Genomic DNA, 14,348 nt, shown 5'->3' with positions numbered 1-14,348 from the left:
GCATTTTTTATGGTGATGAATTTTTGACATCGAAGGGCGTCGTTGATGAGTGAAATCAAGCAACAGATGGTGGAGCTGATCCGGCAGCTGGCTCGCTATGAGCATGAATATTATGTCCTGGATGCACCATCGGTTCCGGATAGTGAATATGATCGGTTGCTCCTGGAGCTCAAAGCGCTGGAGACAGCCCATCCTGAGCTGATCGAGGCGAGTTCACCAACACAACGAGTTGGTGGTTCACCTTCTTCTGTCTTTACCTCGGTTCCCCACGCCCAACCCATGTTGTCGCTGGATAATGTATTCAATACGGAAGAACTTCAGGGCTTTGGGCATCGGGTTCAGGAACGTTTGAACCTCGTGGACGACATCGCGTTTTGTTGTGAGCCGAAGCTGGATGGTCTGGCGGTTAGTCTGCTGTATGAAGATGGCATTCTGATCCGGGCAGCAACGCGCGGCGATGGCAATACCGGCGAAGATATAACCCATAATGTGCGGACCATCCGCTGCATTCCGCTGCAATTGCAGGGCGATAACTGGCCTGCTCGTCTGGAGGTTCGGGGTGAAGTCTTCATGCCCAAAGCTGGCTTTCAGCGTTGGAACGAACAGGCGTTGGCTCATGGCGAGAAGGTGTTTGCCAACCCACGTAACGCGGCGGCAGGGAGTTTGCGGCAACTGGATCCGCGCATTACTGCTCAGCGCCCCTTGGCTTTTTATGCCTATGGCATCGGGGTTGCGGAGGGGGTGGAGTTGTCGGTATCCCATTATGCTCGCCTGCAGTGGCTCAAATCGCTTGGCTTACCGGTTAGTGACGATATTCGGCGGGTTACCGGGATTGCAGGCTGTTGCCAGTATCACGACGCCATCCTGAGTCGCCGGGAAAGTTTGCCATTCGAGATTGATGGTGTGGTGTTCAAGGTCGATAGCATCGAACAGCAACAAGCGTTGGGGTTTGTCTCCCGAGCACCGCGTTGGGCGGTGGCACATAAATTCCCAGCTCAAGAAGAGCTGACTCTCATCAATGGGATCGAGTTTCAGGTTGGCCGGACCGGGGCCATCACTCCAGTTGCTCGCTTGGAGCCGGTATTTGTCGGTGGTGTGACTGTCTCCAACGCCACCTTGCACAATGCCGACGAGATGGAGCGACTGGATATCCAGATTGGCGATACCGTCATTGTGCGCCGGGCTGGGGATGTGATCCCGCAGATTGTCGGGGTGGTCCTGGAGCGTCGGGATCCTTTGCGGTGTGTAACGGTTATTTTTCCAGACCGCTGCCCAGTCTGTGACTCCGAGGTCGAGCGACTACCGGGTGAAGCCGTCGCTCGTTGCAGTGGCGGATTATTTTGCGAGGCGCAGCGTAAGGAAGCGCTGAAACATTTTGCCTCCCGCCGTGCCATGGATATAGAAGGCTTGGGTGACAAGCTCATCGAGCAATTGGTGGATCGCCATCTTGTCGAAACGCCTGCCGACCTCTTTACATTGAATGAAGCGACCCTGGCCAGTCTGGAGCGCATGGGGACTAAATCTGCACAGAAGCTGCTCCTGGCTATTGATAAAGCCCGCTCGACCACTTTGCCCCGCTTTCTGTTCGCACTAGGTATCCGCGAGGTGGGTGAGTCGACAGCTTTGGCGCTCGCCAACCATTTTGCCGAGCTTCCAGCCATCGCAAACGCCAGTATTGAGGCATTGCTGCAGGTACCGGATGTGGGTGACATAGTCGCCAAGCATGTCTATTACTTCTTCCGGCAAACCCATAATCTGGAGGTTCTCGAGCGACTGCAGCAATCTCGCGAGGAGGGCGGAGCCGGGATCCTGTGGCCGGACATTCAGCGTCCGAGTGCGGAGGAACTGCCGTTGCAAGGCAAAACGCTGGTGCTGACCGGCACACTCCATCAGATGACCCGGGACGAAGCCAAAACTGCGTTGTTAGCTCTGGGAGCCAAGGTTGCAGGTTCGGTCTCAGCCAAAAGCAGTGCCGTGATTGCAGGCGAAGCGGCAGGCTCCAAATTATCCAAGGCCGAACAGTTAGGGATCCCGGTTCTGGATGAATCAGCATTGGTCGCCTTGTTAAACGATCCGCAGCATTTCGATTGGCCTGGCTGAATCAAGATGTTTGTTCGAAATACAGAAGGCCCCGGTTGTAATGCCGGGGCCTTCGGTTTTTGGGCGGTAACTCTATGTTAGTACGCCAGTCGCTTGGCTTAGCCCTTGATGATCAAGGTTTGGCCGGGTTTGAGCTGGCTGTTATTCGACAGGCGATTCAGGCGTTTAAGCTCATCAATCGAGACCTGAAAGCGCTGGGCGATGGAGTAAAGTGAGTCTCCACGGCGAACCTCATAATTCTTACGCGGCTTCTGCTGTGTGTGCTTGGCTTGCAGCTTGATGGTTTGTCCAACCTTAAGCTGATTATGGGGGAGCTTATTCCAACTCAGCAGCTGAGCCTTAGTTACTCCATGCGCTTTGCCGATACTCCAGAGGCTATCACCTGATTTGACGGTATAGCTGGTTAATTGCGCCGCGCGTTGGCCATTACTTTTGCTCCGCCGTTGCGAGGCCAACTGGACGCGCTCCTCTTCACCCGGCAGGACGAACTGCTCACCTGGCTTCAGACGGCGACCTGACGGCAATTCAGCCAGCGCCAATTCCAGCTCTCGAGCATCTTTTTTCGGTACCAACAGGTGGTGGGGTCCGCGGCTGGGGGTCGAACCACGCAGATAGCCAGGATTGAGTGCTTTGACTTCCTGCAAGGACAGGCCGGCCATCTCCGCGACGACTGAGAGCGACACCTGGCCGCCAGCATCAATCTGTTGCCATTGTTGTTTATTCGGATGGCTGGGGAGTTTTACGCCATAACTGTCAGCATTTTTAATAATATCGGCCAGAGCCAACAAACGCGGTACATATTCCGTGGTTTGGCGTGGCAGATCCAGTGACCAGAAATCCCCGCTCTTGCCTGCGCGCCGACTTCTGTCGACCGCTTTTTGAATCCGGCCTTCGCCAGCGTTATAGGCGGCGATCGCGTGGAACCAGTCACCATTGAAGTCATCGTGCAGTTTTTGCAGATAGTCCAGAGCCGCGTGAGTGGAGGCTTGAATATCGCGGCGCCCGTCGTACCAATAGTCCTGTTTCAAACCATAACGTTGGCCTGTTCCTGAAGTGAACTGCCATAGCCCAACCGCATTGCTGGGTGAACGTGCATTCGGGTTGTATGCGCTCTCGACCACGGGTAATAGCACCAATTCCATGGGCATATCCCGCTTTTCTATTTCTTTAGCGACTAGGTACAGGTAGGGGGCGGCGCGTTGGGTAACGGTGTTGAGATATTTCGGATGCTTGAGGTACCAGTCGCGGTAGCCGATGACTTCGGCTCGATTAGGGATTTCCATCTTCATTTCATTACTGGCGTGTCGCCAAATGGAGATCCGAGATTGTTGCTCTTCCGATCGATCGAGCGCTGAGTGCGCTGGGCTCGCTGTTTGGGCAGTCCGCTGATCATCAGTTACTGCGTCATTACGGGTCGGTAATGTCTGGCAGCCCGTGAGCAACAAAGTGGCCACTACAGCCAGTCGTAGCTTCATGTTCATCCAGTTTTCATCCTCTCAGTCAGTCGCCGATGGTAAGTGTGATCGAAAACCAGATCAACTAATGCAAGCTTTATGCTCAATTTATGAACCGAATTGGTCAAAGATTATTCTTTTTTTCTCTCAAAATGGCAAAGACATGGATCTCATTTTTACATTCGCAATAAGCATTTTGTTCTGCCCAGTGGCGTATGCCGGTCATCTGCGTCCGAAGAAAGACGTTGGTAGCCAGTTCGGTAGCCAGGTCACTAGGAAGGGTGGGGAGGCCCTGACGGCGTAGTTTACTCACTGACTGGATGCGATCCATGAGTGCAGCGTTATCGGGTTCGACACGCTGGCAGAATGCCAGATTACTTTGTGTGTACTCATGAGCAGCATAGATCCTTGTTTCTGGAGGCAACTGTTTAATCCGCTGCAATGAGTCATACATCTGCTCCGGTGTCCCATCGAGCAGACGACCACATCCGCCAGAAAACAACACATCACCGCAGAACAGGGCGTCATGGCCGTAGTAGGCGATGTGCTCACGGGTGTGACCAGGTAATGCCATGATTTCCAAGCTTATTTCCAGCGTATCCAGAACAATGCGCTGGCCGTTGTGTAACGGTTGCTGGGTTGGTAATAGAGGATGTTCGGCCGCAGGGCCATAGCAGATCGCGTCGGGATAGTGTGCTAATAGCTCAGGTACGCCATCGATATGATCGTGATGATGGTGCGTGAGCAAGATAGCATCCAGAGTCAGACCTAAGCTATTCAGCCGCTCTAGCACCGGATCGGCATGCCCCGGATCAACAACCACTGCGTGCAGCCCTTTCTTGAGTAACCAGATATAGTTATCCTGCCGAGCCGGGATAGTGACGATCTGTAACATGGATAGGTCCTTTTGCTTGTTCGGATGCTCATTGATACGGTGAACTGTCATCGTGCGCAATATTTTCTGCAGGAGTGAGTGTGAAGCCAGCATTGACGCAACGCCAGATCGTTTCGCCCGAATCCTGGGAGCAACTCCCGATGGGCGATTGGCTGGCCGCCGAGATCCAGGAGCGGTTAGACCTCTGGTGTCCACACCTATTTGGCTATCATTTGCTCAAGCTTGGTGCGTTGAGTAGTCATTTGTCGTGCAGTGGTTCGGCGATCCGGCACCAGGTTTCACTGGGATTGACGGGAGCTGGACTGGGAGTCTTGGCCGATGTGGCAGACCTACCGATCCGTGATGCTGCGATTGATGCTTGTTTGTTAGCACAGACGCTGGATTACACGAATGATCCGCATCAGGTACTGCGTGAGGTGGAACGCGTGTTGACGGCGGATGGCTGGTTGATTCTGAGTGGATTCAATCCTCACAGCCTGGTTGGTCTCGGCCGGTTATTACCCTTCATGCGACGCCAACATCCCTGGCATGCCCGGATGTTTTCACCCGAGCGGATCCGTGATTGGTTGGAGTTGCTGGGATTTGAACTGGTGCACTACGAGGCTTTCGGTTTTAGCAGTCTCTCGTCCGGTAGCAAGATCCATTGGTGGCGCGAAAATCTAGGGCGCGATTATTGTGGCTACTTTGCTTCGGTGTACATGCTGGCGGCTCGTAAAAGAACCATACCTCTGACTCCCGAGCCCGAACGGCGCTGGGCTCGGAAACCGCTGATCGTGCCGGGCATGGCCCGGATTTAGTCAGTTTTGCAGCGAGTTGAACGGTACTTGCCTCAGGGTTGATAACCCGTATCCTCCAGCAGAGCGTGACTCATGGCGGCATCACGAGCCAAGATATCACAGCGCTCGTTTTCATCGTGCCCGGAATGCCCTTTGACCCAATGCCAATCCACCTGATGCCGTTGGACTTCGGTGTCGAGCAGTTTCCAGAGATCGACATTTTTTACTGGCTCCTTGCTGGCGGTTAGCCAGCCTCGTCGCTTCCAGTTCTGGATCCACTGGGTAATACCCTGTTTGACGTATTGACTGTCCGTGGTGAGTCGCACCATGCAGGGCTCTTGCAATGACTGTAGCCCCGCGATAGCGGCCATCAACTCCATACGGTTATTGGTGGTCAAACGGTAGCCTTGGGATAGCTCCTTCCGGTGTTGCTTATAGACGAGAATAGCGCCGTAACCCCCCGGGCCTGGGTTGCCGAGACATGAGCCGTCGGTGAAGAGAGAGATCTGCTTTAACATTGGAAAGTGCGGTAACATGGGGTTTTGCGCAGTGTGACATAAAAGGCTTATGAACCCAATCCAATCCATGCGCCAGGTAATTCTGGATACCGAAACCACGGGGATGAATCTCAGTGGTGGTCCGCATTACTTGGGCCATCGCATCATCGAAATCGGTTGTGTGGAAGTGATCAATCGTCGTCTGACCGGACGTCATTTCCATGTCTATATCAAACCAGACCGGCTCGTGGACGAAGAAGCTATCCGGGTTCACGGCATCACAGATGCATTTTTGATGGATAAACCACCGTTCGGTGCCATCGCCGATGAATTTATTGAATTCATCCGCGGCGCTGAGTTGGTGATCCACAATGCTCCCTTCGACGTTGGCTTCATGGACTATGAATTCGACAAGTTGGGGTTAGAGTTTAAAACCCGGGAAATATGCAGTGTTGCCGATACGCTGGTCATGGCGCGGCGCTTATTTCCCGGCAAGCGAAATAGCCTGGATGCGCTCTGTTCGCGCTATGGCATCGATAATAGTCATCGGACTTTGCACGGCGCGCTATTGGATGCCGAGATCCTGGCCGACGTTTATCTGATGATGACCGGCGGGCAAACCCGTCTGGACTTAACTGCTGGCGAAGCTTCACCATCCCAGCGGGAGCAGAATACCGAACCTCAGCGTCTCGAGCGTCTCGCCGGGACTTTGCGGGTGATCGCGGCTTCAGCGGATGAGCTAGTGTTGCATGAAGGGCGGCTGGATCTGGTCAACAAAAAGGGTGGTCGCTGTTTGTGGCGGGAGTGAGAGCTGCGGGATCTATCTTTGCGGATCTCGACGTGAGGCAGCAACAAAAAAGGAACCCTTAGGTTCCTTTTTTGATCCGCCTGACCGATTATTCGTGCCCTTGGAATTCATCCCGATAGGTATCCCGGATTGCCAGAAAATCATCGAGATTGGCTAACATGAGCTCGACCAATGCTGGATCAAAATGACGTCCCTTCTCTTCCTGAATCAAGGCCAGGATTTTATCCAGTGGCCAGGCGCGCTTGTAGCAGCGATCGGAGCCTAGTGCATCAAACACATCGACTAATGCCGTAATACGTCCTTCCAGAGGAATGGTGTGACCGGTCAGCCCCTGCGGGTAGCCAGAGCCATCCCACTTTTCGTGGTGATTGAGGGCGATCTGCGAGGCAACTTGAAACAACTCGATATCGGAGCCACTGAGCATGTCGTAACCGATCTGGGCATGGGTCTTCATGATTTCCCATTCGTCGGCATCGAGTTTGCCTGGCTTGTGCAGTATGGCATCCGGGATACCAATCTTGCCGATGTCATGGAGTGGGGAGGCTCGTTTCAATAGCTCGGCTTTCTCTTCCGGGAATCCCAGCAGACGGGCAAAGAGTTCACAATACAAGGCTACCCGTTTGACGTGGAGGCCGGATTCTTTCGAACGTGTTTCGACTATTTCGCCGATCCGGTAAATGATTTCCCGCTGATTATCAGCCAACAGCTCATTCAGCCGGATATTCTCCAGTGCGATGATAATATTCTCGGTGAACAGATTGAGTAGATAGGTATCCATCTGACTCAATGGTCGTGTTCCTTCAATGTGGAAAATCAGGCTGTGGCGCGGGTTTTTGCAATAGATGACCAATTCGTTATCACGGAATACATTCTGCTTATTGGCCAGCGCCTGCTGGATTACGGCGGAGTTCCGGTAATGGGTCTGATCTTCCTCATTCAGGATCGGTTCCACATCCGTATTCCGGATTTCATAAGCATTTTGTTTCAGCTGAAACAGGCTGGTTTCTTCAAGTGCCAACAGAGCGCTAAGTTGATCCAGGGTTCCTTCGGCAAATTGCTTGAGCGCCTGCTTTTCAAAAATCCCCTTGGATGCCGCGATGACCTTTTCCAGCCCCTTGCGGTTATGTTCGAGAGTACAGATATCACGATACGAACGCAGGCTAGCACGGATCAACGTCCGCAATTTTTGCGAGGTTAGCTCGGTTTTGTCTTTGTAATCATTGATATCAAAGTTAGCGACCACATCATCTTCTGGCGCTTGTCCGGGTTGACCGGTGCGCAGCACGATGCGCACTTGCGGGTTATGAAGCTCGGTCCGGACATAACGCACCACATCGAGCCCGGCGCTGTCGGTCTCCATGACCACGTCCAGCAGGATCAGGGCGATATCGGGTTCGTTGGCCATGATGGCTTTGGCTTCGGTACCGGTATAGGCATGGAGAAATTCAATCGGCTTGTTATCAAATAGAAACTGAGCCAAGGTCATCTTGGTGATGCGGTGTACCTCGGGCTCATCATCGACGATCAGTACTTTCCAGCCCTGCTTGATGTGTACGGACTCGGCTTTTTCGTCATCAATAATCAGGATTTCATCATCCATTGGTACAGTCCTGGTTAGCGTACGGCTACATGGCACTCTAATCATATTAAAAGATTTTAATAAAAAAAGACGCCGATTATTTCTTTCCCATTAACAAGGTGACAACACCGGCAATTCGCACCGGGTACCCCGCTTGGCGCTGACGTCTTTGCCAACCTGTGTCAGAATAAAAACCTATTGCCAATCGACTGGGGAAAGAGATGTATCAAGAGTTGATCCGGAGTGAGTTGAATGAAGCGGCCAAGGTGCTGCAAGACTTCATCAACGAACCACAGAATTTGTTGAATATCGAGTCGGCGGCTCGCCTGATCGCAGACTCTTTCCGGCAGCAGGGTAAGGTGCTGTCTTGTGGTAATGGTGGTTCCCATTGTGATGCGATGCATTTCGCCGAAGAGTTGACCGGGCGTTACCGCGAAAATCGCCCCGGTTATGCCGGTATCGCTATCTCGGATCCCAGCCATCTCTCCTGTGTGTCCAATGATTTTGGCTATGAGTTTGTGTTCTCCCGCTATGTGGAAGCGGTAGGACGGCAAGGTGATGTGCTGCTGGGCATCTCCACCAGCGGCAACTCTGGCAATATCTTGCGTGCCATTGAGGCAGCCAAGAGCAAGGGCATCAAAACCATAGCACTGACTGGTAAGGATGGCGGCAAAATGGCGGGGTTGGCGGATGTTGAAATCCGGGTTCCGCATTTCGGTTATGCGGACCGGATCCAGGAGGTGCATATCAAAATTATCCATCTGCTGATCCAGTTGATCGAAAAAGAGATGGCCAGTCAATCCTGATACGAGGGGCTAAGGACAGGAGTAACTATGTGCGAATTGCTGGGCATGAGTGCCAATGTCCCGACCGATATCTGTTTCAGCTTCACTGGCCTGATGCAGCGGGGAGGCAAGACAGGCCCTCATCGTGATGGCTGGGGTATTACTTTTTATGAGGGCAAGGGTTGTCGAACCTTCAAGGATCCGATGCCCAGCTGTCAATCGCGCATTGCGCAGCTGGTGCAAGAGTATCCAATCAAGAGTTGTGCCGTGGTCAGCCATATCCGCCAGGCTAATCGCGGCGGTGTGGCGTTGGAGAATACCCATCCCTTCACCCGTGAGTTATGGGGGCGTTACTGGACCTTTGCCCACAACGGGCAGCTTAGTGGCTATGAAGAATGGGCCACAGGACGCTTCCTGCCGGTAGGGTCGACGGACAGTGAACTGGCTTTTTGCTGGTTACTCAACCAACTGGAGCTGGCTTTTCCAACGCCACCACAAGATATGCGGGCGGTTTTCACGCTGGTGGCTCGTTGTTGCGATCAGCTGGCAACCCTCGGAGTCTTCAATATGTTGCTCACCGATGGTGATTATGTGATGACCTACTGCACCACGAATCTGCATTGGCTGACCCGACGCGCACCGTTTGGCCAAGCGCGGTTGCTGGATGAGGACGTCAGTATCGATTTCCAGCATGAAACGACGCCAAATGATGTGGTCACCATCATAGCGACGTTGCCGCTGACTCAGGATGAGCGTTGGCAAAAAATGGCCACGGCCGAGTGCAACCTGTTCTATTACGGGGAGCGGATGCTGTGGGGCAGAGCCGATTCGATCCAGATCAGTGATACTCTGGCCCAGAGCTGACCAGGCGGCAACATCAGTGGAAAAAGAAGAGGGGAGCCATGGCTCCCCTCTTCGCTATTGTGGATATCAACTCAACGCCAAATCTTCGTCATCACTGGCATATCCCAACGCCGGGAGCTGCTGTCCATCCAGCCAAGCATGGCCATCCTGCATCCGTAACCGTTGCTGACAGAACCAGTTTACGACCAACGGATAGAGTTGGTGCTCCTGACTCAACACCCGCTCGGCGAGTGAGGACACATCATCTTCTGGAAAGATGGGCACTCGCGCCTGCAAGACGATAGGCCCGCCATCGAGCTCTTCAGTCACAAAATGCACCGTAGCCCCGTGAACCGTGTCGCCAGCGGCGATGGCCCGAGCATGGGTCTTCACCCCTTGGTACTTGGGTAACAAGGATGGATGGATGTTGAGCATACGCCCGGCAAAATGTTGAACGAATGCCGGAGTAAGGATACGCATGAAGCCTGCCATCACCAGTAGATCCGGTTGCCAGGTTTCTAGCGCCTGAATCAAGGCGGCGTCATAACTGTCGCGATCACTGAAGGCCTGATTGCTCAGAACCTGGGTCGCAATCCCTGCTGCTTTGGCTCGTTCCAGAGCAAATGCATCAGGGCGGTTACTCAGCACCCCGACCAATTCACCCTGGATGCGACCCGCAGCGCAGGCATCCATCAAGGCCTGTAAATTACTGCCGTTGCCAGAAACCAGTACCGCGAAGCGCATCAGCGGATCTCGACCTGCTCTTCACCCGCAGCCGCATCGGCGATGTGGCCGATATGCCAGGCTTGCTCGCCTTCGGCCTGCAACAGTGCCAGGGCGGCGGTGACCTGCTCGGCCGGCAGGGCGATGATCATGCCGACGCCGCAGTTGAAGGTCCGGTACATTTCGTAGGTTTCAACATTGCCGTTGGCTTGCAGCCAGGAGAACACCGCAGGCCACTGCCAGCTGCTACCGTCAATCACTGCTTTGGTGTTGTCGGGCAGTACGCGCGGGATATTTTCCCAGAAGCCACCACCGGTGATATGGGACAGGGCATGAATGTCACAGGCCTCGATCAACTTCAGCACCGGCTTGACATAGATGCGGGTCGGCTCGAGTAGGGCATCAGCCAGGCTCTTGTCGCCGACGGTTTGTTGCAGATCAGCCTTGGAAACTTCCAGGATCTTGCGGATCAGCGAGAAACCGTTGGAGTGCGGGCCGGAGGAGGCCAGCGCGATCAGCGCATCACCCGCCTTGACCTTGCTGCCATCGATGATTTCTGAGGCTTCAACCACGCCGACGCAGAAACCGGCGATGTCATAGTCTTCGCCCTCGTACATGCCGGGCATCTCGGCGGTTTCACCACCGATCAGTGAGCAACCGGACATCTCGCAACCGATACCGATGCCGGTGACCACAGCCGCAGCGGTATCGACATCCAGTTTGCCAGTGGCGTAGTAGTCGAGAAAGAACAGGGGTTCAGCACCTTGAACGATCAGATCGTTGGCACACATGGCGACCAGGTCAATACCGACGGTGTCATGTTTTTTCAGATCAATGGCCAGACGCAGCTTGGTACCGACACCATCGGTGCCAGAAACCAGTACCGGCTCGCGGTAACCGGCCGGAATACGGCACAGGGCACCGAAGCCGCCGAGGCCACCGATGACTTCCGGACGGCGAGTGCGCTTGGATACGCCTTTGATCCGCTCAACCAGGGCATTACCAGCATCGATGTCAACGCCAGCGTCCTTGTAGCTCAGTGAAGTCTTGTCAGTCACGGGAGATCCTTGTCGTATCAGGGTGGAAAAAACGCGCACATTCTAGCAACCAACGCCGCCAGGACAAAACGAAATCGTTTGCCCATCGTTCGATTAAACTGCTCCACAGCGGCTGCGCTGAATGATAAAATTCCGCGGTTATGATGGCGCCCGAGGAGCAAATGATGAAAGTAGTAGAAGTCAAACACCCGTTGGTTAAGCACAAGTTGGGTCTGATGCGTGAAGCGGATATCAGCACCAAGCGTTTTCGTGAACTGGCCAAGGAGGTGGGGAGTCTGCTGACTTATGAGGCGACCGCCGATTTCGAGACCGAAAAAGTGACCATCGAAGGCTGGAATGGTCCTGTGGCTGTGGATCAGATCAAGGGTAAAAAAGTCACGGTCGTGCCGATCCTGCGGGCAGGTCTGGGCATGATGGACGGTGTCTTGGAGCACATCCCCAGCGCACGGGTGAGTGTGGTCGGGATCTACCGCGATGAAGAGACCCTGAAGCCGGTTCCCTATTTCGAAAAGATCGTCAGCAGCATCGAAGAGCGCCTGGCGCTGGTGGTCGATCCCATGCTGGCTACCGGCGGCTCTATGATCGCCACCATCGATCTATTGAAGAAGAAAGGCTGTAAGTCGATCAAGGTCATTGTGCTGGTCGCGGCACCGGAAGGACTGGCCGCCTTGCAAGCCGCCCACGATGATGTCGAGCTGTATTGTGCCGCCATCGATCAGAAATTGAATGAAAAGGGCTATATAGTTCCAGGTTTGGGTGATGCCGGAGATAAGATCTTCGGGACCAAGTAAGGCGCCCATGGACTTAAAACCGGCTGCGGCCGGTTTTTTTGTTTCTGTCGCTAACAATTTCAGGCTGCAGACTCGATGGATTTGGGCTTCATCTTGCGATAGCTGGATGCCGGAGGCTATCATCGATGCTCCCTGGTCGAGGACACCCCTATGCTGCGTTTGCCCATACTCCTGAGTCTGCTGTTGTTGTGCATCGCGCCGCCAGCCTTGTCTGCTACGTCCGAATCCTCTGCTGCACTGTTTCAAGTCACGGTGCCGGCGAATGGCAATGTGCTGGCGGCTGAGCGTCAAGGGCTGGTTACCGTCTTGCAGCGGCTCACCGGCGGTGCGATTGATGTGACCCGTCCTGCCGTTGCTCAGGGTGTGGATCGGGTCGGTAGCCTGGTACGCAACGTGGAGCAAGGGGCCGGTGGGTTGCGGCTGGATTTTGATCCGGAAGGGGTCAAGCGGTTGGTGGCACTCGGTGTGGTGCCCTATTGGGAGCAACCCCGACCGTCGTTATTATTTTGGGTCGTGGATGCGCAACTGCCGGTGCCCTTGATTCCCGGGGATAGCACCACATCCTGGCCACAGCTTTTCTCCCGCGAAGGCGCGCGGTGGGCGCTCCCGGCGCTTTTCCCGTTGCTAGATCTGGATGATTTGACGCTGGTCTCGGCGGATGTGGTGGCTCAGGGGTTGATGCCTCCACTATTGAAAGCCAGCCAGCGTTATGGGGATGAGTTACTGATCGTCCGCGGACAGTTGAGTCAACGGGGGGAACAGTGGCAGTTGCAGTGGCATCTGCATGCCGGTACGGGCAAGGGTGAGGCGTTGATCAACGGTCAGAGCCAAGGGACTGCGGATGCGGTTGTTTCGCAGACGCTGAGCGCCATCAGTCACTATCTGGCGGAGCGTTATGGCAAGATATTGCCCCTGCCTGCCGTGGCTCCGGCGGTCAGCGGTGCTCAGGCCAGTAGCGCTGCTGTGGTGACTGGCACCGCTCTGGCAACCAGTGCTGGGGTCTCGGCCGCTGGCACTGCCACCTTGCAGGTGGATAACGTCAAGAGTGTGGATGACTTGCTGGCACTCCAGGGTTTGTTGCGCCAGCTTGCCGTGGTCACGCAAAGCAATGTTTCCAGCATGACCGGAGATACGGTGATTTTTACGCTCAGCCTGAAGACGGATGCCAACGGATTCTTTGCCGCGTTGCAGGATCAACAGCGACTGGTGCCCGCGGATGTTAATAATCGCTTCCATATGCAGTGGCGTCAGCCCTGAGTCCGCCTCTTGAATAGGGAATATTCCGTGAGTCAACCCGCCCAACTCTCCCTGGCTGTTCAGTTGCCGGATGATGAGACCTTTGCCAGTTTCTACCCTGGGGATAATGCCCAGCTCATTACCAACTTGAAGAATGCGGCCATTGGCCAGGGTGCTCCGCTGCTGTTTGTCTGGGGGAGCCGCGGCTCGGGGCGTTCGCATCTGCTGCATGCCACCTGTGCCGAGGTCAATGCCAGTGGCGATGCGGCGGCTTATATTCCGCTGGAGCAGTATGCGGCGTTTGATCCCGGTGTGCTGGATCAGATGGAGCAGCTGCCCCTGGTATGTCTGGATAATCTGGATGCCATCGCCGGACATCCGGAATGGGAGGAGTCGCTGTTTGATTTCTTCAATCGCTGGAAAGAGCATAATCAGGGCTCGCTCATCGTCACAGCGGCGACAGCGCCGCGAAAAATCGGCTTAGGGCTTGCCGATCTGGCTTCCCGACTGGATTGGGGCCTGGCGTACCAGCTGCATGAGCTGGATGATGAGGGCAAACTCAGCGCCCTGCAGTTGCGGGCCGAATTGCGCGGCTTCAAGTTACCGGTTGATGTCGGACGGTTCTTGCTCAATCGTTTGTCGCGGGATATGCGAACCTTGCTGACCACGCTGAATGAGTTAGATAACGCCTCGTTGGATGCCAAGCGCAAACTGACGATCCCTTTTGTCAAAGAGGCGCTGCGTCTTTAGTTGGAGCAGTTGCGCGACTGACAAAAAAGCCAGCAAGTGATTGCTGGCTTTTT

14 protein-coding genes are annotated in these 14,348 nt (G+C 54.6%); 8 read left to right on the top strand and 6 right to left on the bottom strand.

Annotation, left to right across the window (positions count from 1 at the left end):
• Positions 1-45 precede the first annotated feature (45 nt).
• Positions 46-2,100, top strand: a complete 2,055-nt coding sequence (gene ligA / locus ACZYUB_RS00515) for an NAD-dependent DNA ligase LigA (protein ID WP_463944688.1) — start codon at positions 46-48, stop codon at positions 2,098-2,100.
• A 98-nt stretch (positions 2,101-2,198) separates the two neighbouring features.
• On the opposite strand, the gene ACZYUB_RS00510 is transcribed toward ligA, so the two are convergent.
• Both ACZYUB_RS00510 and gloB read right to left on the bottom strand, forming a co-directional pair.
• Entirely contained in the window at positions 2,199-3,383 is a 1,185-nt protein-coding gene (locus ACZYUB_RS00510) for a LysM peptidoglycan-binding domain-containing protein (RefSeq protein WP_463944686.1), read from the bottom strand.
• A 295-nt stretch (positions 3,384-3,678) separates the two neighbouring features.
• A complete protein-coding gene (gene gloB, locus ACZYUB_RS00505) occupies positions 3,679-4,449 on the bottom strand; it encodes a hydroxyacylglutathione hydrolase (RefSeq protein WP_463944684.1) in 771 nt (256 codons plus the stop codon).
• A gap of 80 nt (positions 4,450-4,529) precedes the next feature.
• Between gloB and ACZYUB_RS00500 the strand changes: the two genes are divergently transcribed.
• Positions 4,530-5,246 carry a class I SAM-dependent methyltransferase gene (locus ACZYUB_RS00500; protein ID WP_463944683.1) on the top strand — a complete coding sequence of 239 codons (717 nt, stop codon included), beginning with the start codon at positions 4,530-4,532 and terminating at the stop codon, positions 5,244-5,246.
• 32 nt (positions 5,247-5,278) lie between these two features.
• On the opposite strand, the gene rnhA is transcribed toward ACZYUB_RS00500, so the two are convergent.
• Entirely contained in the window at positions 5,279-5,743 is a 465-nt protein-coding gene (rnhA, locus tag ACZYUB_RS00495) for a ribonuclease HI (protein ID WP_463944681.1), read from the bottom strand.
• 49 nt (positions 5,744-5,792) lie between these two features.
• On the opposite strand from rnhA, the gene dnaQ reads away from it, so the two are divergent.
• Positions 5,793-6,530, top strand: a complete 738-nt coding sequence (gene dnaQ, locus ACZYUB_RS00490) for a DNA polymerase III subunit epsilon (RefSeq protein WP_463944680.1) — start codon at positions 5,793-5,795, stop codon at positions 6,528-6,530.
• 88 nt (positions 6,531-6,618) lie between these two features.
• On the opposite strand, the gene ACZYUB_RS00485 is transcribed toward dnaQ, so the two are convergent.
• The gene (locus tag ACZYUB_RS00485) at positions 6,619-8,130 is read right to left on the bottom strand and encodes a DUF3369 domain-containing protein (protein WP_463944678.1); all 1,512 of its coding nucleotides are present in this window, start codon (positions 8,128-8,130) and stop codon (positions 6,619-6,621) included.
• A gap of 200 nt (positions 8,131-8,330) precedes the next feature.
• Here ACZYUB_RS00485 and lpcA point away from each other — a divergent pair, with 200 nt between their 5' ends.
• On the top strand, positions 8,331-8,915 hold the full coding sequence (gene lpcA, locus ACZYUB_RS00480) for a D-sedoheptulose 7-phosphate isomerase (RefSeq protein WP_460883766.1): 585 nt from the start codon (positions 8,331-8,333) through the stop codon (positions 8,913-8,915).
• Between the two features lie 27 nt (positions 8,916-8,942).
• Complete coding sequence (locus ACZYUB_RS00475; protein ID WP_463944676.1) at positions 8,943-9,758, top strand: class II glutamine amidotransferase; 816 nt, start codon at positions 8,943-8,945, stop codon at positions 9,756-9,758.
• A gap of 66 nt (positions 9,759-9,824) precedes the next feature.
• Here the strand turns inward: ACZYUB_RS00475 and purN are convergent, their stop codons facing one another.
• Positions 9,825-10,484 (bottom strand): phosphoribosylglycinamide formyltransferase, encoded by a 660-nt coding sequence (purN, locus tag ACZYUB_RS00470; RefSeq protein ID WP_463945055.1) that lies wholly within the window; start codon positions 10,482-10,484, stop codon positions 9,825-9,827.
• Positions 10,481-11,518: a phosphoribosylformylglycinamidine cyclo-ligase gene (gene purM, locus ACZYUB_RS00465; RefSeq protein ID WP_463944675.1), complete on the bottom strand. Its 1,038-nt coding sequence runs from the start codon at positions 11,516-11,518 to the stop codon at positions 10,481-10,483. The genes purN and purM overlap by 4 nt, the downstream gene beginning before the upstream one ends.
• 164 nt (positions 11,519-11,682) lie before the next feature.
• On the opposite strand from purM, the gene upp reads away from it, so the two are divergent.
• From upp to hda, 3 genes are all read left to right on the top strand, one after another.
• Positions 11,683-12,309: a uracil phosphoribosyltransferase gene (gene upp / locus ACZYUB_RS00460; RefSeq protein WP_463944673.1), complete on the top strand. Its 627-nt coding sequence runs from the start codon at positions 11,683-11,685 to the stop codon at positions 12,307-12,309.
• A 150-nt stretch (positions 12,310-12,459) separates the two neighbouring features.
• Positions 12,460-13,566 carry a DUF2066 domain-containing protein gene (locus ACZYUB_RS00455; RefSeq protein WP_463944672.1) on the top strand — a complete coding sequence of 369 codons (1,107 nt, stop codon included), beginning with the start codon at positions 12,460-12,462 and terminating at the stop codon, positions 13,564-13,566.
• 27 nt (positions 13,567-13,593) lie between these two features.
• Positions 13,594-14,295 carry a DnaA inactivator Hda gene (hda, locus tag ACZYUB_RS00450; protein ID WP_463944671.1) on the top strand — a complete coding sequence of 234 codons (702 nt, stop codon included), beginning with the start codon at positions 13,594-13,596 and terminating at the stop codon, positions 14,293-14,295.
• Positions 14,296-14,348: the final 53 nt, after the last annotated feature.

Source organism: Pseudaeromonas sp. HNCC25DJ182 (genome assembly GCF_055413365.1).
Note: the sequence above shows the minus strand (reverse complement) of the source record. Positions and strands in the feature narration are given on the sequence as shown.

What these genes read in the sequence shown, in the direction of transcription:
- upp (WP_463944673.1), top strand. Translation starts at nt 11,683, where the DNA reads ATGAAAGTAGTAGAAGTCAAACACCCGTTGGTTAAGCACAAGTTGGGT.
- ligA (WP_463944688.1), top strand. Translation starts at nt 46, where the DNA reads ATGAGTGAAATCAAGCAACAGATGGTGGAGCTGATCCGGCAGCTGGCT.
- lpcA (WP_460883766.1), top strand. Translation starts at nt 8,331, where the DNA reads ATGTATCAAGAGTTGATCCGGAGTGAGTTGAATGAAGCGGCCAAGGTG.
- ACZYUB_RS00485 (WP_463944678.1), bottom strand. Translation starts at nt 8,130, where the DNA reads ATGGATGATGAAATCCTGATTATTGATGACGAAAAAGCCGAGTCCGTA.
- ACZYUB_RS00510 (WP_463944686.1), bottom strand. Translation starts at nt 3,383, where the DNA reads ATGGAAATCCCTAATCGAGCCGAAGTCATCGGCTACCGCGACTGGTAC.
- rnhA (WP_463944681.1), bottom strand. Translation starts at nt 5,743, where the DNA reads ATGTTAAAGCAGATCTCTCTCTTCACCGACGGCTCATGTCTCGGCAAC.
- ACZYUB_RS00455 (WP_463944672.1), top strand. Translation starts at nt 12,460, where the DNA reads ATGCTGCGTTTGCCCATACTCCTGAGTCTGCTGTTGTTGTGCATCGCG.
- gloB (WP_463944684.1), bottom strand. Translation starts at nt 4,449, where the DNA reads ATGTTACAGATCGTCACTATCCCGGCTCGGCAGGATAACTATATCTGG.
- ACZYUB_RS00475 (WP_463944676.1), top strand. Translation starts at nt 8,943, where the DNA reads ATGTGCGAATTGCTGGGCATGAGTGCCAATGTCCCGACCGATATCTGT.
- dnaQ (WP_463944680.1), top strand. Translation starts at nt 5,793, where the DNA reads ATGAACCCAATCCAATCCATGCGCCAGGTAATTCTGGATACCGAAACC.